The organism is Streptomyces sp. NPDC001348, from assembly GCF_053597535.1.
Genome location: NZ_JBSFIK010000005.1, coordinates 170,532 through 193,380, shown reverse-complemented (window position 1 = coordinate 193,380; position 22,849 = coordinate 170,532). Strand labels below are relative to the sequence as shown.

Below are 22,849 nucleotides of genomic sequence, written 5' to 3'. Positions count from 1 at the left end.
CGCCGTCGTCATTCACGGGATTTAAGCCGGTGGCCGGAATGTGTCGCGAGAGACCGCGGTCTCTCCGCACGATTCCCGGATCACCAATGCGCAGTCGAGCAAATGGGATTCCACCGATCCGGCGTTGATCGCCTCGAGCAGCATGTCCACCGCCAGTGCCCCCATTCTGGTCACGGGCTGCGACACCGTGGTCAGCGGCGGATCCAGCAGCTGAAACCAGGGCGGATCGTCGAACCCGGCCACCGCCATGTCACTGCCGATCCGCAGGCCCCGCCGACGCATTTCCTGAAACACTCCCAAGGTCATCAGGTTGTCGATGGCGAACACCGCCGTGGGTGGTTCGTCCAGATCGAGCAACTCGGCAGCGGCCCGCCGGCCGCTGTCCGCCTGGAAGTTGCCGAAACGCACGAGCTCATCCGGAAGGTCCAGCGAACGTGCCCGCATCGCGGTGCGGAAGGCGGCAAGCCGTTCGCGGCCGGTGACCGTCGCTTGAGGGCCGGTGATCACCGCGATCCGTTCATGCCTCAGATCCACCAGGTGATCGACCAGTTGCGAGATCGCCAGGCTCCCGTCCGCACGCACCACCGGGGCCTCCATGCTGGCCAACGCCCGGTCGACGAACACCATCGGCACGCCCTGGCGTGCCACGGCACGCAGGGCCTCCGACTCCTCCAGCACCGGGGTCAGCAGCAGACCGTCGACACGCCGGGCCAGCAGCAACTCTATGTACCCGTCCTGGCGGTCGGTCTCCTCGTTGGCGTTGCACAGGATCACGCTGTACCCGTGCTCGTGTGCCGCCTCTTCGATGGCCCAGGCGAGCTCGCTGAAGAAGGGGTTCACCATGTCGGGGATGATCAGTCCGATCGTCTGTGTCCGTGTGGTCCGCAGCGAACGAGCGACGGTGTTCGGCCGGTAACCCAGGGCCTGGGCTGCCGCGACGACGCGTTCCCGCACGGCCGCGCTCACGCCGTCCGCCCCCGACAGAGCCCGTGACACCGAGGCCGTCGAGACCCCGGCACGCCGAGCGACGTCTGCGACGGTCACCGCCATCGGCCACCTCCCACCTAGACCAGGGCCCCCTTGTAATCGATTACGCCCCGTGCCGTCAAGGGCCCTGCGCCAACTCAATGCGATGACATTCGACCCTTGACACCCCTTACGGCACATGGTTTAAATAACTCGCCATCAGAGACGTAATCGATTACGTAACGGCAAATACATCTCTTGGCTGACTGTTCCTAGAAGGGACGTGCGTGATGCAGCCTTGCGAAAGAGCCGGCTTGTCGCGCGCCACCAGCCAGTGGCCGTGGGCATTGCCATCTCGAAATGACGGCCGGAGGCGATCCGGCCCCGGAACCTCGTTCTTTCCGGGGGAATTGCAGTCCAGCCGGCCCGACTTACCCTCCTTCTGTCTTTTGATCCACTAGGTGGGCGAGGTCGGGCGACGAAAGGAATCACGCCCCGTGGCACAGGAATGAGCAAAGCTCATCACTCCCACGTGATTCCCACAGTCCGTCAGTCCGCCAACGCCGCTCGGCGATGAGCACTCAGCCGGCCTGGCCGCGGCGCCGCCGCGTCGCGAGGGCGCACGACGGCCACGGCGTCGCGCTGTACGCCGAACCCGCCATGCCGCATGCCGGTTCCGCTGCCGATCGAAGATCGACGGCGGCCGGATCGCCGATCCATGGCCCATTGTCGTCGCAGCCCGCCCTGCCCGGTCCTCCCGGACATCAGCACCGGTCGGCTCCACCCCACGGCACCTACCCTCCGGCGACGCCGAGCCCGGGCCCGCCGGCCGCTGTCGCATCCGCACCTTCGGTCACGTACCAGCACGTACCAGCCAGAAACCGGACCAGCCTCGGCTGCACGCTCGTAGCCGGTTGGAGCGCCCTCCCTCGGCCCACGGCCCGAGTCCCCTTCTACCGGTCGGCACAGATCTGACCGGACGCAATGACGCGAAGAAAGGCACACCGCCATGTCCAACCACACCAGACGCAGGCTGTCCACCATGACCATCGCCATCACCCTGCTCGCCGCAGTGACGGCCTGTGGCCGGGGCGGGCAGAGCGACGGCAGCGGGAGCGGTCAGAGCAAGGATGCCCCCCGCATCGCCATCGTCACCCGTGACTTCACCAACCCCTACTGGGCGGCCCTGCGGGACGGCGCGATGGCCGAGGGCAAGAAGCTGGGCGTCACGGTGAACGTCCAGGCCGGTCAGTCGGAGACCGACTCCACCGGGGAGAACGCCAAGTTGTCCGCCCTGGCCGGGCAGAACTACAACTGCTTCGGCGTGGTGCCGGTGAACGCCACCAACGTGATCACCCCGCTGGTCCCGGTGGCGCAGAAGAAGATCCCGATCCTCAACCTGGACACCCAGATCGACCCGAACGCCTCGAAGCAGGCCGGCGTGTCCTACGCGTCGTTCATCGGCTCCGACAACCTGACCGCGGGGAAGCAGGCCGGAGAGGCGCTGCTGAAGCGCATGGGCGGACATGGCGACGTGGCCATCCTGCAGGGCATCGCCGGGGAGCAGAACGGCATCAACCGCCAAAAGGGCTTCTCCGAGGCGGTGGCGGGCAAACTCAAGATCGTGGCCACCCAGCCGGCCGACTACGACCAGGCCAAGGCGCAGACGGTCACCGAGGCCATTCTCAAGGCGCACCCGGGGATCACCGGGATCTTCGCCGCCAACGACTCCATGGGCCTGGGCGCCGCACAGGCGGTGAAGAACGCGGGGCTGACCGGGAAGGTGTCCATCATCTCCGTGGACGGCATCACCGCCGCGCTGCACGCCGTGAAGGCCGGCACGCTGAGCGGCACCATCTCGCAGTACCCCTACGCCGAGGGACAGATGGCCGTGCAGGCCTGCATCGATCTGGTCAAGCACAAGACCGTGCCCACCCGGATCGTCTCGCCGACGGCGCTGATCGACTCCAGCAACGTGGACAAGGCGATCAGCTCCTTCCCGCAGCCGATCGAGCCGTTCACCAACCCGCTGACCACGGACGGGAAGTGAGTCGACGATGACAGACGTTCAGGCGCCCGGACACCTCACGGGGCGCCTCTCAGTCGGGGCGGCGGCGCGTCTCGCCGCCCCGATCGGGGTGGTCGCGGTGTTCGTGGTGTTCTTCATCGCCACGCCCGACTTCCTCACCGTGAGCAACATCAGCGACCTGCTGGTGTCCACCTCGATCCTCCTGGTGCTCGCCATGGGCCAGCAGCTGGTGGTCACCGTGGCCGGCATCGACCTCTCGGTGGGGTCCAACCTGCCCTGGTCGGCGGCAGTACTCGGATACGCCTACACCCACGGCTGGGGTCTGCCCGTCTCGGTGCTCCTGGCGCTGCTGGCGGGTCTGGCGGTGGGTGTGGTGAACGGCCTCATGGTGGCCCGGCTGAACATGACGGACTTCATCGTCACCCTCGGCTCACTGTCCGTGGTCAGCGGCCTCACCCTTCTGCTGACCAGCGGCAACACCGTCCCGGTGAACTCCGGCTTCCTGCGCGACCTGGCGCTGGACGGGATCGGCCCGGTGCGCTGGTTCTGGTTGGTGGCCGTCCTGGGGGCGGCGATCGTCGGCTTCCTGCTCTTCCGCACGCGCACGGGTACGTATCTGCTGTCCACCGGCGGCAACCGGGAAGCCGCTCGGGAGGCCGGCATCCATGTCGACCGCATGCGGCTCGTCGCCTACGCCAGCTCCGGGCTGGCGTGCGGAATCGCCGCCGTGCTGTTCGTGGCCCGCACCGGCGGCGCCGACCCGAGCCTGCAGACCGACCTGCTGCTCGGCTCCATCGCCGCCGTCGTGCTCGGCGGGTCCAGCCTGTTCGGCGGGAAGGCCTCCGTGCTGGGCTCGGTGGCCGGCGCTGTGCTGCTGCAGTCCCTGGTCAACGGCTTCACCCTGCTCGGCATCTCGCAGTACTACCAGCCCGTCGCGGTCGGTGCCGTGGTGCTCGGCGCCGCGTTCATCTCCCGGTTCCAGAAGTAGGGACAGTCATGACAGACACCGCAGCCCGCACGGCGGGCGAAGCCTCCGCCGTCGACCCGCCGCTCGTGACGATCACCGGACTGTGCAAGTCCTTCGACGCGGTGCGCGCACTGCAGGGCGTGGACCTGACTCTGACCGAAGGTGAGGTCACCGCACTGCTGGGAGACAACGGGGCGGGCAAGTCCACCCTGGTGCGCTGCCTGACCGGGGTGCATCCCCCGGACGCCGGTGAGATCCGGTTCCGGGGCGAGCCGATCCGGCTCAACTCCCCCGACGACGCGCGCCGGCTGGGTATCGAGACGGTGTACCAGACCCTCGGACTGATCGAGGACCTCCCGGTGTGGCAGAACCTGTATCTGAACCGGGAGCTGACCCAAGGATTCGGACCGTTCCAGGTGCTGGACAGGAAGTCCATGATCGGCCACAGCCGGGACATCCTGGCCCGGCTGGACGTCAACGTGCCCAACGTACGGGCCACGGTTCGCCGTATGTCCGGAGGTCAACGGCAGAGCATAGCCATCGCCCGGGCGGCCAACTGGGGCAAAACACTGGTGATCATGGATGAGCCGACCGCCGCGCTGGGCGTGCGGGAGACGGCGGCCGTGGAGGCACTGATCCGCCGGCTGCGCGACGCGGCGGTGACCGTACTGCTGATCAGCCACGACATGGCACAGGTGCTGCGTGTGGCGGACACCGCGTACGTGCTGCGCCGTGGGCAGACCGCCGCCCGGCGGACGGTCGCCGACACCACCGGCGACGAGTTGGTCGGCCTGATCACGGGAGCGCTCGAAGGGGACGCTCGTGTCTGAGCCCCGGCCGCCGCTGGTCGTGGTGATCGGCTCGGTGAACATCGACCACGTCGTGGTGTCCGACGCCTTCCCGTCCCCCGGGGAGACCATCCTCGGCCGGACCGCGCAGGTCACGCTCGGCGGCAAGGGAGCCAACCAGGCCGTGGCGTCGTCCGCTGCCGGGGTGCGTACCGCGATGATCGCCCGGGTCGGCGCCGATCCCGAGGCCGCCCGCGCCCGCGCGGGGCTGCGCGCCAGGGATGTGGAGGTGCACGGGGTAGTCCCGGTGCCTGACGCCGAGACCGGAACCGCGTGGATCACGGTCGCGGCCGGAGACAACACCATCATCGTGATCCCCGGGGCCAATCACCGGTGGCCGTCCCAGGGCGACCCGCTGGAGGGCGCCGGCGCGGACGCGGACGTCGTGCTGGCCCAACTGGAGATACCACTGGACGTGGTGGAGCGCGCGGCGGCCGCCTGCACGGGCCGGTTCCTGCTCAACGCCGCGCCGGCCGTCAGGCTGCCGGATCAGCTGATCTCCCGGTGCGATGTGCTGATCGTGAATGAGCACGAACAGGCGGTGGTCTCCGGGCAACCCGCCCCGGAGAGGGCCGCGGAGCCGTCCGCCGTGCGGAAGGCGCACGCCGCGCTGCGCGCCCGGGGCGCCAAGGCGGTGATCACCACGTTGGGAGGGGCGGGCGCGATCATCACCGATACGGACGGCACCACCACCGCGATTCCGGCCATCCCCACCCCGGTCACGGACACCACCGGTGCCGGCGACGCGTTCGTCGGGGTGCTCGCCGCCCGGCTGGCCGCCGGTGACTCACTTCTGGAGGCCGCCCGGCTGGGGACGGCCGCCGGCTCCCTGGCGGTCCGGGTCGCCGGCGCCCAGCAGTACCGCGCCGACCTCGACACCCTGCGCGCCACCCTTGCCACCGTCACCCCTGCAGAGAAGGGCTGAATCCGTGATACGAAACGGCATCATCCACCAGGAGCTGGCCGGCCTGATCGCCGGGCTCCGGCACACCGACACCTTCGTGATCAGCGACGCGGGCCTGCCTCTGGCACCGGGTACCCCGGTCGTGGATCTCGGCTACCGGTACGGCCAGCCCCCGTTCCTGGACGTCGTGGAGGCCGTGCTGGCACACGTCGTGGTCGAGGACAGCTGGGTGACCGACCAGATCCGCGAGGTCAACCCCGTTGTCCACACCGGGCTGCGCTCTTTGGGGCTCGCCCCAGAGCCACTCGCTCACGACGAGTTCAAGGCGAGAGTCAGGGCCGCGCGCTTTGCCGTGCGCACGGGTGAGGACAGCTTCTTCGCCAACGTACTCTGCCGTGCCGGAGTCCCGTTCTCCGGAGGGCGCTGAACGCCCGGGGCGGGATATGGGTGGGAGAGTGCGCGTGGGCGCCCGCCGTGAGGCCCTGCGGCCGTCGCACGGCGCTCTTGAGCGGCAGCAGGCAGCCGCCGTGCTGCCGGGCGACCGTTGACGGGCGCCCCGACTCGACTGTCGGAAGAAGCCGCATGCCGGCGCGGTTGACGAGCCGGCGGAACGAGCGGGTCTCCGCGCGGCCGTCGCCGCCCGCAAGGGCGAGTCGGCCGAGCTGGCCGTGGACATCTTCGATCGTCCACTTGACGCCGTCGATGTCACACGCGGGTGATCGGGGCCCCGGATGCAGATTGCATAAACGTGCATGGAAACGTATAGTCATGCCATCCAGGAGGAGGGTGGCATGGCGGTACGTGCGGCGGTGGCCGGAGCGAGCGGATACGCGGGCGGAGAGGTCCTGCGGCTGCTCCTCGCGCACCCCGAGGTCGAGATCGGTGCCCTGACCGGCAACTCCAACGCCGGGCAGCGGCTCGGCGCGCTGCAGCCGCACCTGCTGCCGCTGGCCGACCGGGTGCTGGCCGAGACCACACCCGAGGCCCTCGCCGGGCATGACGTCGTCTTCCTCGCCCTGCCGCACGGGCAGTCCGCCGCGGTCGCCGAACAGCTCGGCCCCGAGGTGCTCGTGGTCGACATGGGCGCCGACTTCCGGCTGAAGGACCCGGCCGACTGGGAGCGGTTCTACGGCTCCCCGCACGCCGGCACCTGGCCCTACGGCCTCCCCGAACTACCGGGTGCCCGCGCCGCGCTGGAGGGGTCCAAGCGCATCGCGGTACCCGGTTGCTATCCCACGGCCGTGTCCCTCGCGCTCTTCCCGGCGTACGCCGCGCACCTCGCCGAGACCGAGGCCGTGATCGTGGCCGCCTCCGGCACCTCGGGCGCGGGCAAGGCGCCCAAGCCGCATCTGCTGGGCAGCGAGGTGATGGGCTCCATGTCGCCGTACGGCGTCGGCGGCGGACACCGGCACACCCCCGAGATGATCCAGAACCTCAGCGCGGCGGCGGGCGAGCGGGTCACCGTCTCCTTCACGCCCACGCTCGCGCCGATGCCCCGCGGCATCCTCGCCACCTGCAGCGCCAAGGCGGTCCCCGGCGTGACCGCCGAGTCCCTGCGGGCCGCGTACGAGAAGGCCTACACCGACGAGCCGTTCGCGCACCTCCTCCCCGAGGGGCAGTGGCCCGCCACCGCGTCCGTCTTCGGTTCCAACGCCGTTCAGGTGCAGGTCGCCCTCGACGAGGCGACGGGGCGCATCATCGCGATCAGCGCCATCGACAACCTGACCAAGGGCACCGCGGGCGGTGCCGTGCAGAGCATGAACCTCGCCCTGGGGTTCGACGAGACCACCGGCCTTTCCACGATCGGAGTCGCACCGTGAGCGTCACGGCAGCCAAGGGATTCACGGCGGCGGGCGTCGCCGCCGGGATCAAGGAGAACGGCAACCCGGACCTGGCCCTGGTGGTCAACACCGGGCCGCGCCGCGCCGCCGCGGGCGTCTTCACCTCCAACCGCGTCAAGGCGGCCCCGGTGCTCTGGTCCGAGCAGGTGCTGAAGGCCGGGCAGGTGTCCGCCGTCGTTCTCAACTCCGGTGGCGCCAACGCCTGTACGGGGCCGAAGGGCTTCCAGGACACCCATGCCACCGCCGAGAAGGCCGCCGAGGTCCTGGGCCGGGGCGCCATCGAGGTCGCCGTCTGCTCCACCGGCCTCATCGGTGTGCTGCTGCCCATGGAGAAGCTGCTGCCGGGCGTGGAGAAGGCCGCCGCCCAGCTCTCCGAGCACGGCGGTGAGAAGGCCGCCATCGCCATCAAGACCACGGACACCGTCCACAAGACGTCGGTGGTGGCCAAGGACGGCTGGACCGTCGGCGGCATGGCCAAGGGCGCGGGCATGCTCGCCCCGGGCCTCGCCACCATGCTGGTCGTCCTCACCACCGACGCCGATCTGGACGACGCCACCCTGGACAGGGCGCTCCGGGCGGCCACCAGGGTCACCTTCGACCGGGTCGACTCCGACGGCTGCATGTCCACCAACGACACCGTGCTGCTGCTCGCCTCCGGTGCCTCCGGAGTCACCCCGGAGTACGACGAGTTCGCCGAGGCCGTACGTCAGGTCTGCGACGACCTCGGTCAGCAGCTGATCCGCGACGCCGAGGGGGCGAGCAAGGACATCAAGGTCGAGGTGATCAACGCCGCCGGCGAGGACGACGCCGTCGAGGTGGGCCGCGCCATCGCCCGCAACAACCTCCTGAAGTGCGCGATCCACGGTGAGGACCCCAACTGGGGCCGCGTGCTCTCCGCGATCGGCACCACGAGCGCCGCCTTCGAACCCGACCGGCTCAACGTCGCCATCAACGGCGTCTGGGTCTGCAAGAACGGCGGAGTCGGCGAGGACCGGGAGAAGGTCGACATGCGCTACCGCGAGGTCCACATCGTCGCCGACCTCGCCGCGGGCTCTCAGACCGCCACCATCTGGACCAACGACCTGACCGCCGACTACGTCCACGAGAACAGCGCCTATTCCTCATGAGCAACGTGACCAGGAAACACACCGCTCTGCCCAAGGCCCAGACCCTCATCGAGGCGCTGCCCTGGCTGGTCCGGCACAACGGCAAGACCGTCGTGATCAAGTTCGGCGGCAACGCCATGATCGACGAAGAACTGAAGGCCGCGTTCGCCCAGGACGTCGTGTTCCTGCACCACGCCGGCCTGAAACCGGTCGTCGTGCACGGCGGCGGCCCGCAGATCAGCGCCGCCCTCGACAAGCACGGCATCGTCAGCGAGTTCAAGGCGGGCCTGCGCGTCACCACCGAGGACGCCATGGACGTCGTACGGATGGTGCTCGCGGGGCAGGTGCAGCGCGAGCTGGTGGGCCTGCTCAACCAGCACGGGCCGCTCGCGGTCGGCCTCACCGGCGAGGACGCGCACACCATCACCGCCACCAGGCACCAGCCCGAGATCGACGGCGAGTTGGTCGACATCGGGCGGGTGGGAGAGATCACCGACATCGACACGGGCGCGATCGAGGCCCTGCTCGCCGACGGCCGTATCCCGGTCGTCTCGTCGATCGCCCGGAGCCAGGACGACGGACATGTCTACAACGTCAATGCTGATACGGCGGCTGCGGCACTCGCTGCGGCACTGGGCGCCGAAACCCTCATGGTCCTCACCGACGTCGAGGGGCTCTACGAGGACTGGCCGAACTCGGACGAGGTGATCAGCCGCCTCACCGCTTCCCAACTGGAGAAGCTGCTGCCGGAGTTGTCCGCCGGCATGGTGCCGAAGATGGAGGGCTGCCTGCACGCCGTGCGGGGCGGGGTCAACACCGCCCGCGTGATCGACGGCCGGGTCCAGCACTCGATCCTGCTGGAGATCTTCACCGACGAGGGCATCGGCACGATGGTCGTGCCCGACGAGCAGGAGGGGGAGCCGACATGAGCAACGAGGAACTGACCACACGGTGGCAGGGTGCCCTCATGAACAACTACGGCACCCCGCGACTGCCCCTGGTGCGCGGTGAGGGCGCCAGGCTATGGGACGCCGACGGCAACGAGTACGCCGACTTCGTCGGCGGCATCGCGGTCAACGCGCTCGGCCACGCCCACCCGGCCGTCGTACAGGCCGTCAGCAAGCAGATCGCCTCCCTCGGACATGTCTCCAACCTGTTCGTCGCCGAGCCGCCCGTCGCCCTCGCCGAGCGGCTGCTGCAGCTCTTCGGCCGGGACGGCAAGGTCTACTTCTGCAACTCCGGTGCCGAGGCCAACGAGGGCGCCTTCAAGATCGGCCGGCTGACCGGCCGGACCCACATGGTCGCCACGCAGGGCGGCTTCCACGGCCGTACCATGGGCGCCCTCGCGCTCACCGGCCAGCCCGGCAAGCAGGAGCCCTTCCGGCCGCTGCCCGGCGACGTCACCCACGTGCCCTACGGTGACGCGCAGGCGCTGGCCGCCGCGGTGACCGAGGAGACCGCGCTCGTCGTCATCGAGCCGGTCCAGGGCGAGAACGGGGTCGTGGTCCCGCCCGCCGGATATCTGAAGGCGGCCCGCGCGATCACCGCCTCCACGGGCGCACTGCTCGTCCTGGACGAGGTGCAGACCGGCATCGGACGGACCGGCAACTGGTTCGAGTACCAGGCCCACGAGGGAGTCCTGCCGGACGTCGTGACCCTGGCCAAGGGGCTGGGCGGGGGACTGCCGCTCGGAGCCACCGTCGCCTTCGGCCGCGCCGCCGAACTCCTCCAGCCGGGCCAGCACGGGACGACCTTCGGGGGCAACCCAGTCGCCTGCGCCGCCGGCCTCGCCGTTCTCGACACCATCGAGAACGAGGGGCTGCTGGAGAACGTCAAGCGGCAGAGCGAGAAGCTGCGCGGCGGAATCGAGGGACTGGGCCACCCATTGATCGACCATGTCCGGGGCGCGGGCCTGCTCCTGGGTATCGTGCTCAACGAGCCGCTCGCGCCACAGGTGCAACAGGCGGCTCAGGAGGCCGGTTTCCTGGTGAACGCGCCCGCCCCCGACGTCGTCCGGCTGATGCCGCCGCTGAACCTCGGCGACGACGACGCGGATGCGCTTCTCCGGGCACTGCCCGGCATCCTCGACGTGGTTCACGGGGACGGACGATCCGGAGAATGAGACGACGATGAGTCAGGCGCAGGACCAGGAGCAGCCCGGCGGGGCGGCTGTGCCGCAGACCCGCACCGCCCGCCACGGCCGGATCGTGGACATCCTCAACCGGAAGCCGGTGCGCTCACAGAGCCAGTTGGCGAAGCTGCTCGCCGACGACGGGCTGAGCGTCACCCAGGCGACGCTCTCCCGGGACCTCGACGAACTGAACGCCGTGAAGATCCGCAACACCGACGGCGACCTGATCTACGCGGTGCCCAGTGAGGGGGGCTTCCGTACCCCGCGGGCGCCGCTGGGGGAGTCGGCGAAGGAGGAGCGGATGCGGCGGCTGTCGCAGGAGCTGCTCATCTCCGCGGAGGCTTCGGCGAACCTGGTGGTCCTTCGCACCCCGCCCGGCGCGGCCCAGTTCCTCGCCTCGGCGATCGACCAGGCGGAGCTGCACGACATCCTCGGGACGATCGCGGGGGACGACACGTTGCTGCTGATCAGCAGGGAGCCGACGGGTGGGCAGGCCCTGGCGGAACACTTGCTGAGGCTGGCTCAGAACGGCCACTGAGTGGGGCGTTGGCGGTGGTGGGCCGACCGCGGGTCGGTGGGGGCTGGTCGCGCAGTTCCCCGCGCCCCTTGGTCGGCTCAGCTGCGGGCAGTCGTGCCTCACCCCAGCGCCTCAAGGGGCCTCAAGGGCCTGGGGGACCCCCATGAGCGGGGGAGGCACCCCGTTGGCGCGGGCAAGTGAACCCCCGCCCCGGTCAGCCCAAACGCGCCGCCAACCCCCCGGTGCACCGCACCTCGTCGCCCGCGGTGATCAGCAGGGCCTCCACCCCCGGCAGGGAATCCAGCCAGGCGAGACCCTCCCGTGAGCCCATCGCGAACGCGGCCGTGGCCCAGCAGTCCGCCCAGGTCAGTCGGGGCGCCACCACGGTCACGGCGACCAGGTCCGTGACCGCCGACTTCCGTGTGCGGGGGTCGACGATGTGCGCCCCCCGCTCCGCCGTACCGGACGTCGCCACGGCCAGCTCGTCCACTCCCGTGGAAGAGATCACCGCCGCCAGCCCGCCCGGCCGCAACGGATCCGACACCCCGACCCGCCACGGCCGCTGCGGCGCGGGCGTGCCGAGCATCTGGACGTCCCCGCCGCCGTTCACGCTGACGCCGCTCACCCCGGCCGCTCCCGAGATGAGCCGCGCGCAGCGTTCCGCGGCCCAGCCCTTGACGACTCCGGTCGGGTCGAGCCGCCCGCCGTACGTCATGCTGAACCAGCCACCGCTGACCCGCTCCGCCTCGGCCCCCAGCTCGAGCACCTCGGCGACCTCGGGATCGCAGTCCGCGACGGTCATCTCGCCCCGCACCAGCCGGGACACCTGGCTGTCCTCGCGGTAGGTGCTGAAGACCGCGTCGATCCGGTGCAGGACGGCCACCGCCTCGTCGAGGGCCGCGCGCACGGCACGCGGTTCCCCGCCGCGGACGTCGAAGGAGAAGACCGTCCCCATGACCTCCTCCGCGTGCCGCACCGCGGCGGGAGCTTCCGGTGAGTCCGTCACCGTGTCAGCCACCGGCCTGGTCCAGCGCGGACTGGAGGGACTGTTTGTACCCGGTGCTGGTGTAGGTCGCTCCCGACACGGAGTCGATGTTGGCGTTCCCGGCCGCCGCGGCCTCCTGGTTGAGCTTGGGCACGGACAGTGCGGTCTTCTGGTCGCTGGTGCCGCCCTTGGGCGCCTGCACCGCCTCCGCCTTGGTGATCTTGCCGTTGGCCACCGTGATCCGGACCTGGACCGGCCCGTACGGGGTCTGGGCCGCCTTGCCGGTGAGCGTACGGCTCGCCTGGGCCGCGCCGCCGCCGGAGGAGGACGACGACCCGCCGCCGCTCTGCGCGGACGACGCCTTCACCTTGTCCAGCGCCGACTGCAGCGACTTCTTGTACCCGGTGCTCGTGTAGGTCGCCCCGGACACGGAGTCGATCTGAGCGCTCTGCGCCGTCACGGCCTCCTGGTTGAGCTTGGGCACGGACAGCGCGGTCTTCTGGTCGCTGGTGCCGCCCTTGGGCGCCTGCACCGCCTCCGCCTTGGTCACCTTGCCGTTCGCGACGGTGAGGCGCACCTGGACCGGGCCGTACTGGGTCTGCGCCACATCACCGGTGACGGTGCCGGTCCCGGCGGCCGCCGCGCCGCCCTGCGGCGCCTGCTGTCCTGCCGCGGTCTGCTGCGGCGCAGCACCGGCCGCCGACGCGGAGGCCGGGTCCGTGGACGGCTTCAGCGAAAGCAGCAGTACGACACCGGACACGGTGGCCGCGGTCGCGAGCATGACGCGCCGAACGGGGTGGCTCTTCCTCATGGTTGCTGGGCTCCTGATTTCCCGTGGGTTTCCCGACGATTCCCGTCGCTCACATCTCGAACGACTCGTGATGGATGCGGCGGGCGGGAACCCCCGCGCCGCGCAGTGCTTCGTACACCCCCTGCGCGAATCCGGGCGGACCGCACATGAAGACGTCGTGGTTCTCGATGTCCGGGATCTTCCGCTGGAGGTTCTCCGCGGAGATGTCCGGCCGCTCGCCCTCCGGGCTGTTGACCGCGTACATCAGCCGGGCACCGCGCTCCTTGGCGATGAGGGCCAGCTCGTCCCACAGGGCCAGGTCCTGGGTGGTGTTGGCGCGGTAGAGGAGGGTGATGTCCCCGGCCCCGCCCGGCAGCGTCTCGAACAGGGTGCGCATCGGCGTGATGCCGACCCCGCCCGCGACCAGCAGCACCTTGCCGCGGCTGCGCCGCTGGGCGGTCATCGCGCCGTAGGGGCCCTCGGCCCACACCCGGGTGCCGGGCGTGAGCTCGCGCAGCCGGGCGGTGTGGTCGCCGATCGCCTTGACCGTGATCCGCAGCATGTCCGGGCGGGGCGGCGCGGACAGCGAGTACGGGTGGGAACTGAACCGCATCCCCGGGGCCAGGAACCGCCACCGGAAGAAGTGGCCGGCCTCCGCGCCCATCCGGTGCAGCTTCCGCCCGCCGATCAGTACCGACACGATGCCCGGCGTCTCCTCGATGACCGCCTCGACCCGCATGCGGTGCCGGAGGTTCAGCCGGATCGGGGTGATGATCCGGTACCAGACCACCAGCGCGCTGACCGTGCCGTACAGGGCGTACCAGAAGGTCTTCGCGGTCGGTTCGATCGCGAAGTCGTTGCCGGTGGTGATCTGGTGCCAGAACGTCAGGAACACCGCGCCGTACGTGAGCACGTGCACGTGGTACCAGGCGTCGTACGGCAGCCTGCGGCGGACCACACCGATCGAGGTGAGACCGATGACCACGAACAGGCCCGTGCCGATGGCCGCCTTGCCCATGTCCGGGAGCTGGTTGATGGAGTCGATGGTCTGCTGGACGATGTCGCCGAGCGACTTGCCCGCCTGCAGCGCGTAGCCCCACATGATGAGGAAGACGTGCGCGAAGACCAGGCAGAGCGTGTACCGGCCGCTCATCGCGTGCCAGCGGGCCACCCGGTCGGAACCCACCCGGCGCTCCAGCGCGGGCACCCGGGCCATCTGGAGCACGACCAGGGCCATCAGGTACCCGGCGAGCAGGCCGGTGATCCGGCCGGCGTTGAGGATCTTGCTGTTGTCGTCGGCGATGTTCGGCGTGTTGTGCCACCACAGCCACAGCACGCCCGCCGCGCCCGCCCATACGGCGAGCAGCAGCGGGACGGCCGGGGAGCGGCGCGGACGGATGCGGCGCATCGTCTGGCGGCGGGCGGCACGTCCGCCTGCGATCGTGGTGGTCACGGTTCCTCCGTGGGGACTTGACCCTTGGCCCACAGATACGTGCCGTGACGGCCGAGTGTTCAGACGCCCACCGAGTCCAGTGCGGACTGGAGTGACTGGCGGTAACCCTCACTCGTGTACGTGGCGCCCGAGACGGTGTCGATGTCGGCGCTCTGCGCGGCCAGCGCCTCGCGCCGCAGCTGGGGGATGGCGTAGCTGTTGATCTCCTGGTCGCGCGGGTTCTCCGTGGGGTAGGTCACCGCGGTCACCTCGGTGAGCTTGCCGCCCTTCACGGTGACCCGCACCTGGACGGGGCCCCAACGGGTCTGGACCGTGTCGCCGGTGGCGGTCTTCGTGCCGGTCGAGCTCGACCCGCCGGACCCGCCGGACCCGCCGGACCCGCCGGACCCCCCGGGCGACGCGCTCGCGCTGCTCGACGGCGCCGGGGACGACGCGCTCACCGTGATGCCGGGACTCTCGTGCGGCTTCAGCGACAGCAGCAGCACCATCCCGGAGACGGTGGCGGCACTGGCCAGCACGATGCGGCGCAGGGGGCGGTTCTTCCTCAAAGCGTGCACTTCTATGCCTCACAGCTCGAACGACTCGTGGTGGATACGCCGGTCCGGGACCCCGGCGGCGCGCAGTTCCCGGTACAGCTCCTGGGCGAAGCCGTGCGGTCCGCAGAGGTACACGTCGTGCTCGGCGAGACCGGGAACCGTGGCGGCCAGCGCCTCGGCCGTGAAGCTCGGGCGCTCGCCCCGCGGTCCGTTGAGCGCGTACAGCACCTTCGCCCCGCGCCAGTTCGCGATCGCCTCCAGCTCGCCGCCCAGGGCGAGGTCCTCGGCCGTACGGGCCCGGTAGAGGAGGGTGACGTCGCCGGGCAGCGTCTCGAACAGCGCCCGCAAGGGGGTGATGCCGACGCCGCCGGCGATCAGCAGCGAACGGTGGGTGGTGGCCCGGTCGGCGGTCAGGGAGCCGTACGGGCCCTCCGCCCACACCCGGGTACCCGGGCGCAGCAGCGGAACCGCCGCGCTGTGGTCGCCCAGCGCCTTGACCGTGATCCGCATGAGGTCCGGGCGGGGCGGCGCGGACAGCGAGTACGGCGTCGACGCCCAGCCCATGCCCTCGCCGAGGAACCGCCACCGGAAGAACTGGCCCGGCCGGGCGTCCAGCTCCTCCAGCCGCCGCCCGCGCACCACGACCGAGTACACGCCCGGCGCCTCCTGGTGCACGGACTCCACGCGCAGCTGGTGCCGCAGGTTGAGCCGCACCGGCGCGAGGATCCGGTACCAGAGCACCAGTGCGGCCACGCCCAGGTACAGGGCGTACCAGGCGGCCGTGGCGACCGGCTTGCCGTTGAAGTCGTTGCCCAGCGACAGCTGGTGGAAGAAGGCCAGGAAGACGGCGGCGTACGTGAGCAGGTGGACGTAGTACCAGAACTCGTAGCTGGTCCGGCGGCGCACGGCCCGCGCGGAGGTGATGCCGACCGCGAACAGGATCACCGTGCCGGCCGTCGCCATCAGCATGTCCGGGTAGTCCAGGATCACCGTGGCCGTCTCGTGCAGGATCGAGGCCCGGTCCTGTGCGGCGTACCCGGTCAGGATGAGCACGACGTGCGCGACGAGCAGGCAGACCGTGTACCTGCCCGCCATGGCGTGCCAGCGGGCCACCCGGTCCGAGCCGATCCGCCGCTCCAGCAGCGGCACCCGGGCCATCAGCCCCACCAGGACCGCGCACGAGTAGCCGCACAGCAGCCCGGCGATCCGCCCGGCCCCGGTCAGCCAGCCCTCGGCGCCGACCACCGAGCCGGTGTCCGCCCACCACAGGACCAGCACGGCCGCCGCCCCCGCCCACAACAGGGCGAGCAACGGGCCCGCGGGGGAGCGGCGTGGAGCGGGCGCCACGGGGGGTGCCGTCCGCCGCTCGTACACGGTGGTCATGAGGGTTCCTTTCTGCCGTTCGGTACGCAACTGTGCGCGACGGACCTCTGAGAGAGCTCTGAGCAGGCTCTTTTCTCAGCGCACTCAGAGGAAACTCAGAGCTGCGGCGTTGACCTGTCGTACCGCGCAGGGGTGATCCTGGAGGGGAGATGAACACGACCCGCTCCGGCCGCCCGGCCCTCACCCGCCCCGACGGCACACCGCTGCGCGTCCTCGTCGTCGACGACGACCCCGACCTCGCCGAGGTGCTCACCGGCGCCCTGCGCTACGAGGGCTGGGAGGTGCGTGCCGCCGGGGACGGCGCCTCGGCGGTCACCGCCGCGCGCGAGCTGATGCCGGACGCCGTCGTCCTCGACGTGATGCTCCCGGACACCGACGGCTTCGCGGTGCTGCGCACCCTGCACCAGGTGAAGCCCGACGTCTGTGTGCTCTTCCTGACCGCCCGGGACGCGGTGGAGGACCGTATCGCGGGCATCACGGCGGGCGGTGACGACTACGTCACCAAGCCCTTCAGTCTGGAGGAGGTCGTCGCCCGGGTGCGCGGTCTGCTGCGCCGCGCGGGCATGGCACGGCAGCTGGACGAGGGGCCGCGGCTCGTGGTCGGCGATCTCGTCATGGACGAGGAGTCCCGTGAGGTGACCCGGGGCGGGGAACTGATCGAGCTGTCCCCGACCGAGTTCGAGCTGCTGCGCTTCCTGATGCGCAACCCGCGCCGTGTGCTCAGCAAGGCGCAGATCCTGGACCGGGTGTGGTCCTACGACTTCGGCGGTCGGGCCCATGTGGTCGAGCTGTACATCTCCTACCTGCGCAAGAAGGTGGACGTGGGACGCGATCCCATGATCCACACGGTGCGCGGGTCGGGCTATGTGCTCAAGCCGGTGGTGAAGTGAGGTACCCGCACCGCCTGCCCCGTCCCCGTACCCTGCGGGCCCGGCTCACCGTCGGCCTGGTGGTGCTGCTGGCGGTCAGCTGCGCGGCGGTGGGGCTCGCCGCGGTGGTGGAGCTGAACGGCTTCCTCACCCAGCGTCTCGACCAGCAGCTCGAACAGGTCGGTGCCCGGTTCCCGCAGAGCCTGGAGCACGGCGGCAAGCTGCCGGACGACAACGACGGCGACGAGCACGGCGACGACCGCAGACAGGCGACGGGCACCTTCGGCGCGCGCCTGGTGGACGGGAGGGTCACCAACGCGGCGGTCATCCGCCCCGGCGGCATCCAGTACGTGACCGGCAAGCTGACCGAACGGGACGGCGCCGAGCTTGCGTCGGTCGGCACCGACGGCAGGGGGCACAGTGTCCACCTCGCTGCGCTGCACGGCTACCGGGTCGTCGCGATCCAGGGCATCGACGGCGACGTCCTGATCACCGGGCTGCCCCTGGAGCCCGTGGAGGCCGCCGTCCACCGCCTGGAACTGGTCGCCGGGATCGTGTTCGGGCTCGCCCTGGCCGCCACCGGCGTGGCCGGCGCCCTCTGGGTGCGCTGGTCGCTGCGGCCGCTGAGCCGGGTCGCGGCGACCGCCGCCCGGGTCAGCGAGCTCCCACTCGCCAGCGGCGAGGTCATTCTGCCGTCGCGCGCCCCCGAACCCGATCCCCACAGCGAGGTCGGCCGGGTCGCGGCGGCCTTCAACCGCATGCTGGGCCACGTCGAGGACGCCCTGACCAAACGGCACGCCAGCGAGGAGCGGCTGCGCAGCTTCGCCGCCGACGCCAGCCACGAGCTGCGCACCCCGGTCGCCTCGGTGCGCGGCCACGCCGAGCTGGCCCTGCTGCACCCCGGGCCGGTACCGGCGGCGGTCACCCGGGCCCTCGGCCGTATCGCCGCCGAGTCCTCCCGTATGGGCGAGATGGTGGACGACCTGCTGCTGCTCGCCCGCCTCGACGCCGGCCGCCCGCTCGAACGCCGCTCCGTCGATCTCACCCACCTCGTCCTGGACGCCGTCACCGACGCCCGCGCGGCCGGTCCCGACCACCGCTGGGCGATGGAACTCCCCGAGGACCCGGTGACCGTGACGGGTGACGCCCACCGGCTTCACCAGGTGCTGGGCAATCTGCTGACCAACGCCCGTCTGCACACCCCCGCGGACACCAAGGTGACGGTGTCCCTGGAGACCGACGGCGAGGTGGCCTGCCTGCAGGTCCACGACGACGGCCCCGGCGTCCCCGCGGAGGTCCAGCCCGGCGTCTTCGAACGCTTCACCCGGGCCGAACACCGCCGCCGCACGGACGCTTCCGGGGGCGGAGCCGGGCTGGGGCTGGCGATCGTGGCGGCGGTGGTGGAGGCGCACGGTGGGAGCGTGGGGCTGGAGAGCAGTCCGGGCGCGACCACGTTCACGGTGCGGCTGCCCGTGGGCGACGTCAGTACCGGGTGATGTCCGTCGGACCGTCCTCCGTGCCCACGGCGATGTGCGGTCCCCTGCGGGGATCGGCCCAGCCCAGGATCCGCCGCATCGCCTCCTCGGGAACCGACACACAGCCGGCCGTCGCGCCCGGACCGTCGACGTGCAGGAAGATGCCGGCGCCCCGCCCCCGTACCGGCTGCCGGTAGTTGAACCCGATGACGAGCGCGTGCGCGTACTGCCCCTGGTAGTCGACGAGGTGCTCGGACTCGGTGGCCCGGCAGTCGGCGGGCAGGGGTTCGGTCCAGCGGTTGTAGGCGGCGGAGTCGTTGTCCTGGCACCACCAGGAGTCCGCGTGGACCGGACGGTACGGCATCCTGGTGCCGGCCGGTGGCGCCTCGATGCCGAAGGCGAACGGCAGGTCGTACAGCCCAGTAGGCGTGGTGTTGGTGCCCTGCTGCCGGGCGGTCCCTTCGACGAGCCCCCTCGCCCCGAAGCGGGCGGGGGCCGAACCGGCTCGCACCCACCGTCCGTTGCGCAGGTCCCACCAGACGACCGTGCCCGTCGTCGAATCGGTGCGCGCCGCCTGAGCCGTGATCAGCTGGGTCCCGCCCCCGGTGTCCGCCATCCGGGCGGGCAGCGGAGCCGGACAGCCGCCGGACGCGGCACCGATCAGGAGCACGGACGCGGACGCGAGGGCGACTGCAGCGGGGCGCATGGTTCAGACGGTAGACGGGGGCAGCGGCAACGGCAGCCCGGGTAGGCCGTCCAGGCTGGTGGCCACGTGGTCCTTCTTCCGGAAGTACTCGCTCAGCGAGGCGTCGTCCTCACGGGCGAAGCGCTTTCCGTGCAGGTCGCGGTCCGTCTCGTACGACATGAAGGGCACCGCGTAGCCGCAGGTGTCCCGGACGAGTTCCGCGTGCACGACGATGATCGCGCGCAGGCCGTGCGGGGTCGGGTCGATGCCGGGGAAGTGGGTGATCAGTTCCCCGAAGCGGGGGTCGTCGCGGAAGACCGGTTCCCCCCGGCCGTGCACCCGCACGATGTTCGGCGGGCCTTGAAAGGCGCACCACATCAGGGTGATCCGCCCGTTCTCGCGCAGGTGTGCGATGGTCTCCGCGTTGGACCCGGCGAAGTCGAGATACGCCACGGTGTGCTCGTCGAGTACCGCGAAGGAGCCCTTGAGGCCCTTGGGGGAGAGGTTGACCGTGCCGTCGCCGGAGAGCGGGGCGGTCGCGGTGAAGAAGAGTGGCTGTTCCTCGATGAACGTGCGGAGCCTGCCGTCTATGCGCTCATAGGTCTTTCCCATGACTGCTGATTATCGGTGAACTCCGCTCGGCTGTACGAGCCTTCGCGGCTACCGGGGCCGCCCCGGCCGGCGTTACTCGGGGCGGCCCCGGCGGCCTGTCACCTCACTTGTTGAGGGTGCAGGCGGCCAGCGCGTCCAGGCCGGTCGGCTTGGTCCCCTGACGGCCGATGGCGGTGGCGATGCGGTCGACCGTGGACTTCCGCTTGTCGGCCAGCGGGCCGAGGATCGCGTTCTGCACGAAGTTCGGGCCGCCCTGACCCACCGTGTCGACCAGGCGCTTGTTGGCCTCGTCGATCTGCGTCTGCAGCAGGGTGAGGTTGCGGTCCACCTCGGCCTGCGCGGAGGCGGGGATGTTGGCCGGGAGCTGCGACTTCACGTCGGGGCAGCTGATGGTGCCCGCAGCGGCGGCCCCGGCGTTGCCGGCGTTGCCGCCCGCGTTGGCGTTGGCGTTGCCGTTCGCGTTGGCGCCGCCCGCGTTGGCGTTGGCGTTGCCGTTCGCGTTTCCGTTCGCCTTCCCGCCCGCGTTGGCGTTCCCGTTGGCGTTCCCGTTCCCGTTGGCGTTCCCGCCCGCGTTGGCGTTCCCGCCCGCGTTGGCGTTCGTGCCGCCCCCGTTCAGCGTGCACGTCGCGAGGGCGTCCAGGCCGGTCGGCTTGGTCCCCTTACGGCCGATGGCGGTGGCGATGCGGTCGACCGTGGACTTCCGCTTGTCGGCCAGCGGGCCGAGGATCGCGTTCTGCACGAAGTTGGGTCCGCCCTGGCCGACCGTGTCCTGCAGGCGCTTGTTGGCCTCGGCGATCTGCGTCTGCAGCAGGGTGAGGTTGCGGTCCACCTCGGCCTGCGCGGAGGCGGGGATGTTGGCCGGGAGCTGCGACTTCACGTCGGGGCAGGTGATCGTGCCGGGGCTGGCCAGCGTGCGGGCGTTCGTGCTGCCGCTGTTGCCGTTGCTGTCGTCGGGCGTCCCGGCGAGAGCGGAGCCCGCGATGATCGCGCCGGACAGTGCGACGGCCGCAGCGCCACCGATGATCGCGACGCGACGCTTGTTGTACTTCGGAAGAGCCCTGGACATGCGGATGCCTCACTTGGGTCAGGAGTGGGATTACTAACGCGGCGCCAGCGTTCGGTGGTCAGTACGCGAAAGCGGTTTCGTTTGTTCAACGCGTCCGACGATCTCTTTCAGATTGACGAATCATGCAGTGCTCTGCATAATCATGCACAACGCGGTCACCACCTTCGAGGAGCAACCCACAGTGAGCAGCAACAGCGGTGACGTACGGCTCTGGGGCGGCCGTTTCGCCGACGGCCCCGCCGAGGCCCTGGCGAAGCTGTCCGCATCCGTCCACTTCGACTGGCGGCTCGCGCCCTACGACATCGCCGGTTCGCGTGCCCACGCGCGCGTGCTGCACAAGGCGGGGCTGCTCACGGATGAGGAGCTCACCCGGATGATCGCCGGGCTCGACCGGCTCGAGGCCGATGTCGCATCCGGCGACTTCGTCGGCACCATCGCGGACGAGGACGTCCACACCGCCCTGGAGCGCGGTCTCCTGGAGCGCCTCGGCCCCGAACTCGGCGGCAAGCTGCGCGCGGGCCGCTCCCGCAACGACCAGGTCGCCACCCTCTTCCGGATGTACCTGCGCGACCACGCCCGGATCATCGGCGGCCTGATCGCCGACCTCCAGGACGCGCTGATCGGCCTCGCCGAAGCCCACCCCGACGTGGCGATGCCCGGGCGCACCCACCTCCAGCACGCCCAGCCCGTGCTCTTCGCCCACCACGTCCTCGCGCACGTGCAGTCCCTGTCCCGGGACGCCGAGCGGCTGCGCCAGTGGGACGAGCGGACCGCGGTGTCGCCGTACGGCTCCGGTGCCCTGGCGGGCAGCAGCCTCGGCCTGGACCCGGAGGCGGTCGCCGAGGACCTCGGCTTCGAGCACGGCAGCGTCGGCAACTCCATCGACGGAACGGCCTCCCGGGACTTCGTCGCCGAGTTCGCCTTCATCACGGCGATGATCGGGGTCGACCTGTCCCGGATCTCCGAGGAGATCATCATCTGGAACACGAAGGAGTTCTCCTTCGTGACCCTGCACGACGCGTTCTCCACCGGTTCGTCGATCATGCCGCAGAAGAAGAACCCGGACATCGCAGAGCTGGCGCGCGGCAAGTCGGGCCGCCTGATCGGCAACCTCACGGGCCTGATGGCCACGCTCAAGGCCCTGCCGCTCGCCTACAACCGGGACCTCCAGGAGGACAAGGAGCCGGTCTTCGACTCCTGCGACCAGCTGGAGGTGCTGCTCCCCGCCTTCACCGGCATGATCGCCACCCTCACCGTCCACCGCGAGCGCATGGAGGAACTGGCCCCGGCCGGCTTCTCGCTCGCCACCGACATCGCGGAGTGGCTGGTCAAGCAGGGCGTGCCGTTCCGCGTCGCGCACGAGGTGGCCGGCGAGTGCGTGAAGGTCGCCGAGGCCGAGGACAAGGAGCTGGACGAGCTGACGGACGAACAGTTCGCCGCGATCAGCACCCACCTCACCCCCGAGGTCCGCTCGGTCCTCAACGTCCCCGGCGCCCTCGCCTCCCGCAGCGGCCGCGGCGGCACGGCCCCCAGCGCCGTCGCCGTCCAGCTGGCCGAGGTCAAGGCGGACGTGGCGGCCCAGCACACCTGGGCGGACGCCAAGAAGTAGCAGGTCGCGTCACGCATGCGAAGGGCATCGCGGGATACGTTGGTCCGCAGCCGCACGGAGCCGACCGAACGGAGCCC

Annotated in this window: 22 protein-coding genes; 13 read left to right on the top strand and 9 right to left on the bottom strand. The window is 70.7% G+C overall.

The window, feature by feature from the left end:
• Positions 1 to 21: 21 nt before the first annotated feature.
• Positions 22 to 1,050, bottom strand: coding sequence for a LacI family DNA-binding transcriptional regulator (locus ACWC21_RS07695; protein ID WP_450879150.1), 1,029 nt, complete (start codon positions 1,048 to 1,050; stop codon positions 22 to 24).
• 925 nt (positions 1,051 to 1,975) lie between these two features.
• Here ACWC21_RS07695 and ACWC21_RS07690 point away from each other — a divergent pair.
• From ACWC21_RS07690 to ACWC21_RS07645, 10 genes are all read left to right on the top strand, one after another.
• Positions 1,976 to 3,016 carry a sugar ABC transporter substrate-binding protein gene (locus tag ACWC21_RS07690; protein WP_450879148.1) on the top strand — a complete coding sequence of 347 codons (1,041 nt, stop codon included), beginning with the start codon at positions 1,976 to 1,978 and terminating at the stop codon, positions 3,014 to 3,016.
• A gap of 7 nt (positions 3,017 to 3,023) precedes the next feature.
• Entirely contained in the window at positions 3,024 to 3,983 is a 960-nt protein-coding gene (locus ACWC21_RS07685; protein WP_450879146.1) for an ABC transporter permease, read from the top strand.
• An 8-nt stretch (positions 3,984 to 3,991) separates the two neighbouring features.
• Entirely contained in the window at positions 3,992 to 4,792 is an 801-nt protein-coding gene (locus ACWC21_RS07680) for an ATP-binding cassette domain-containing protein (RefSeq protein WP_450879144.1), read from the top strand.
• Positions 4,785 to 5,735, top strand: coding sequence for a ribokinase (locus ACWC21_RS07675; RefSeq protein WP_450879142.1), 951 nt, complete (start codon positions 4,785 to 4,787; stop codon positions 5,733 to 5,735). Before ACWC21_RS07680 ends, ACWC21_RS07675 begins: the two co-directional genes overlap by 8 nt.
• A 4-nt stretch (positions 5,736 to 5,739) precedes the next feature.
• On the top strand, positions 5,740 to 6,141 hold the full coding sequence (gene rbsD, locus ACWC21_RS07670) for a D-ribose pyranase (protein ID WP_450879140.1): 402 nt from the start codon (positions 5,740 to 5,742) through the stop codon (positions 6,139 to 6,141).
• Positions 6,142 to 6,505: 364 nt separating this feature from the next.
• Positions 6,506 to 7,534 (top strand): N-acetyl-gamma-glutamyl-phosphate reductase, encoded by a 1,029-nt coding sequence (gene argC / locus ACWC21_RS07665; RefSeq protein ID WP_450879138.1) that lies wholly within the window; start codon positions 6,506 to 6,508, stop codon positions 7,532 to 7,534.
• Positions 7,531 to 8,682 carry a bifunctional glutamate N-acetyltransferase/amino-acid acetyltransferase ArgJ gene (argJ, locus tag ACWC21_RS07660; RefSeq protein ID WP_450879136.1) on the top strand — a complete coding sequence of 384 codons (1,152 nt, stop codon included), beginning with the start codon at positions 7,531 to 7,533 and terminating at the stop codon, positions 8,680 to 8,682. Before argC ends, argJ begins: the two co-directional genes overlap by 4 nt.
• Entirely contained in the window at positions 8,679 to 9,590 is a 912-nt protein-coding gene (gene argB / locus ACWC21_RS07655; RefSeq protein WP_450879134.1) for an acetylglutamate kinase, read from the top strand. The genes argJ and argB overlap by 4 nt, the downstream gene beginning before the upstream one ends.
• Positions 9,587 to 10,783, top strand: coding sequence for an acetylornithine transaminase (locus ACWC21_RS07650; protein WP_450879132.1), 1,197 nt, complete (start codon positions 9,587 to 9,589; stop codon positions 10,781 to 10,783). Before argB ends, ACWC21_RS07650 begins: the two co-directional genes overlap by 4 nt.
• A 7-nt stretch (positions 10,784 to 10,790) precedes the next feature.
• A complete protein-coding gene (locus ACWC21_RS07645; RefSeq protein WP_450879130.1) occupies positions 10,791 to 11,330 on the top strand; it encodes an arginine repressor in 540 nt (179 codons plus the stop codon).
• Between the two features lie 193 nt (positions 11,331 to 11,523).
• On the opposite strand, the gene ACWC21_RS07640 is transcribed toward ACWC21_RS07645, so the two are convergent.
• From ACWC21_RS07640 to ACWC21_RS07620, 5 genes are read right to left on the bottom strand one after another with little or no spacing between them, the layout of a single operon-like run.
• Complete coding sequence (locus ACWC21_RS07640) at positions 11,524 to 12,327, bottom strand: FAD:protein FMN transferase (RefSeq protein ID WP_450879129.1); 804 nt, start codon at positions 12,325 to 12,327, stop codon at positions 11,524 to 11,526.
• Positions 12,320 to 13,105, bottom strand: coding sequence for an FMN-binding protein (locus ACWC21_RS07635; protein ID WP_450879127.1), 786 nt, complete (start codon positions 13,103 to 13,105; stop codon positions 12,320 to 12,322). The genes ACWC21_RS07640 and ACWC21_RS07635 overlap by 8 nt, the downstream gene beginning before the upstream one ends.
• Positions 13,106 to 13,154: 49 nt before the next feature.
• On the bottom strand, positions 13,155 to 14,537 hold the full coding sequence (locus tag ACWC21_RS07630) for a ferredoxin reductase family protein (RefSeq protein WP_450879125.1): 1,383 nt from the start codon (positions 14,535 to 14,537) through the stop codon (positions 13,155 to 13,157).
• A gap of 59 nt (positions 14,538 to 14,596) precedes the next feature.
• The gene (locus tag ACWC21_RS07625) at positions 14,597 to 15,094 is read right to left on the bottom strand and encodes an FMN-binding protein (protein ID WP_450879123.1); all 498 of its coding nucleotides are present in this window, start codon (positions 15,092 to 15,094) and stop codon (positions 14,597 to 14,599) included.
• 9 nt (positions 15,095 to 15,103) lie between these two features.
• Positions 15,104 to 16,456, bottom strand: a complete 1,353-nt coding sequence (locus tag ACWC21_RS07620; RefSeq protein WP_450879121.1) for a ferredoxin reductase family protein — start codon at positions 16,454 to 16,456, stop codon at positions 15,104 to 15,106.
• Between the two features lie 149 nt (positions 16,457 to 16,605).
• On the opposite strand from ACWC21_RS07620, the gene ACWC21_RS07615 reads away from it, so the two are divergent.
• Both ACWC21_RS07615 and ACWC21_RS07610 read left to right on the top strand, forming a co-directional pair.
• A complete protein-coding gene (locus ACWC21_RS07615) occupies positions 16,606 to 17,346 on the top strand; it encodes a response regulator transcription factor (RefSeq protein ID WP_450879119.1) in 741 nt (246 codons plus the stop codon).
• On the top strand, positions 17,343 to 18,821 hold the full coding sequence (locus tag ACWC21_RS07610; RefSeq protein ID WP_450879117.1) for a sensor histidine kinase: 1,479 nt from the start codon (positions 17,343 to 17,345) through the stop codon (positions 18,819 to 18,821). The genes ACWC21_RS07615 and ACWC21_RS07610 overlap by 4 nt, the downstream gene beginning before the upstream one ends.
• On the opposite strand, the gene ACWC21_RS07605 is transcribed toward ACWC21_RS07610, so the two are convergent.
• The 3 genes from ACWC21_RS07605 to ACWC21_RS07595 all read right to left on the bottom strand — a co-directional run bounded on the left by ACWC21_RS07605 (position 18,808) and on the right by ACWC21_RS07595 (position 21,163).
• Positions 18,808 to 19,506 carry a L,D-transpeptidase family protein gene (locus tag ACWC21_RS07605; RefSeq protein ID WP_450879115.1) on the bottom strand — a complete coding sequence of 233 codons (699 nt, stop codon included), beginning with the start codon at positions 19,504 to 19,506 and terminating at the stop codon, positions 18,808 to 18,810. The two genes, ACWC21_RS07610 and ACWC21_RS07605, sit on opposite strands and share 14 nt — an antisense overlap.
• A 3-nt stretch (positions 19,507 to 19,509) precedes the next feature.
• Positions 19,510 to 20,097, bottom strand: a complete 588-nt coding sequence (locus tag ACWC21_RS07600; RefSeq protein ID WP_450879113.1) for a pyridoxamine 5'-phosphate oxidase family protein — start codon at positions 20,095 to 20,097, stop codon at positions 19,510 to 19,512.
• 103 nt (positions 20,098 to 20,200) lie between these two features.
• A complete protein-coding gene (locus ACWC21_RS07595) occupies positions 20,201 to 21,163 on the bottom strand; it encodes a hypothetical protein (RefSeq protein ID WP_450879111.1) in 963 nt (320 codons plus the stop codon).
• Between the two features lie 181 nt (positions 21,164 to 21,344).
• Between ACWC21_RS07595 and argH the strand changes: the two genes are divergently transcribed.
• The gene (gene argH, locus ACWC21_RS07590) at positions 21,345 to 22,772 is read left to right on the top strand and encodes an argininosuccinate lyase (RefSeq protein ID WP_450879109.1); all 1,428 of its coding nucleotides are present in this window, start codon (positions 21,345 to 21,347) and stop codon (positions 22,770 to 22,772) included.
• Positions 22,773 to 22,849 lie beyond the last annotated feature (77 nt).

Excerpts from the sequence above, each read along its gene's own strand:
- ACWC21_RS07695 (WP_450879150.1), bottom strand. The coding sequence starts at position 1,050 with ATGGCGGTGACCGTCGCAGACGTCGCTCGGCGTGCCGGGGTCTCGACG.
- ACWC21_RS07690 (WP_450879148.1), top strand. The coding sequence starts at position 1,976 with ATGTCCAACCACACCAGACGCAGGCTGTCCACCATGACCATCGCCATC.
- ACWC21_RS07685 (WP_450879146.1), top strand. The coding sequence starts at position 3,024 with ATGACAGACGTTCAGGCGCCCGGACACCTCACGGGGCGCCTCTCAGTC.
- ACWC21_RS07680 (WP_450879144.1), top strand. The coding sequence starts at position 3,992 with ATGACAGACACCGCAGCCCGCACGGCGGGCGAAGCCTCCGCCGTCGAC.
- argC (WP_450879138.1), top strand. The coding sequence starts at position 6,506 with ATGGCGGTACGTGCGGCGGTGGCCGGAGCGAGCGGATACGCGGGCGGA.
- argB (WP_450879134.1), top strand. The coding sequence starts at position 8,679 with ATGAGCAACGTGACCAGGAAACACACCGCTCTGCCCAAGGCCCAGACC.
- ACWC21_RS07650 (WP_450879132.1), top strand. The coding sequence starts at position 9,587 with ATGAGCAACGAGGAACTGACCACACGGTGGCAGGGTGCCCTCATGAAC.
- ACWC21_RS07645 (WP_450879130.1), top strand. The coding sequence starts at position 10,791 with ATGAGTCAGGCGCAGGACCAGGAGCAGCCCGGCGGGGCGGCTGTGCCG.
- ACWC21_RS07635 (WP_450879127.1), bottom strand. The coding sequence starts at position 13,105 with ATGAGGAAGAGCCACCCCGTTCGGCGCGTCATGCTCGCGACCGCGGCC.
- ACWC21_RS07620 (WP_450879121.1), bottom strand. The coding sequence starts at position 16,456 with ATGACCACCGTGTACGAGCGGCGGACGGCACCCCCCGTGGCGCCCGCT.
- ACWC21_RS07615 (WP_450879119.1), top strand. The coding sequence starts at position 16,606 with ATGAACACGACCCGCTCCGGCCGCCCGGCCCTCACCCGCCCCGACGGC.
- ACWC21_RS07605 (WP_450879115.1), bottom strand. The coding sequence starts at position 19,506 with ATGCGCCCCGCTGCAGTCGCCCTCGCGTCCGCGTCCGTGCTCCTGATC.
- ACWC21_RS07600 (WP_450879113.1), bottom strand. The coding sequence starts at position 20,097 with ATGGGAAAGACCTATGAGCGCATAGACGGCAGGCTCCGCACGTTCATC.
- ACWC21_RS07595 (WP_450879111.1), bottom strand. The coding sequence starts at position 21,163 with ATGTCCAGGGCTCTTCCGAAGTACAACAAGCGTCGCGTCGCGATCATC.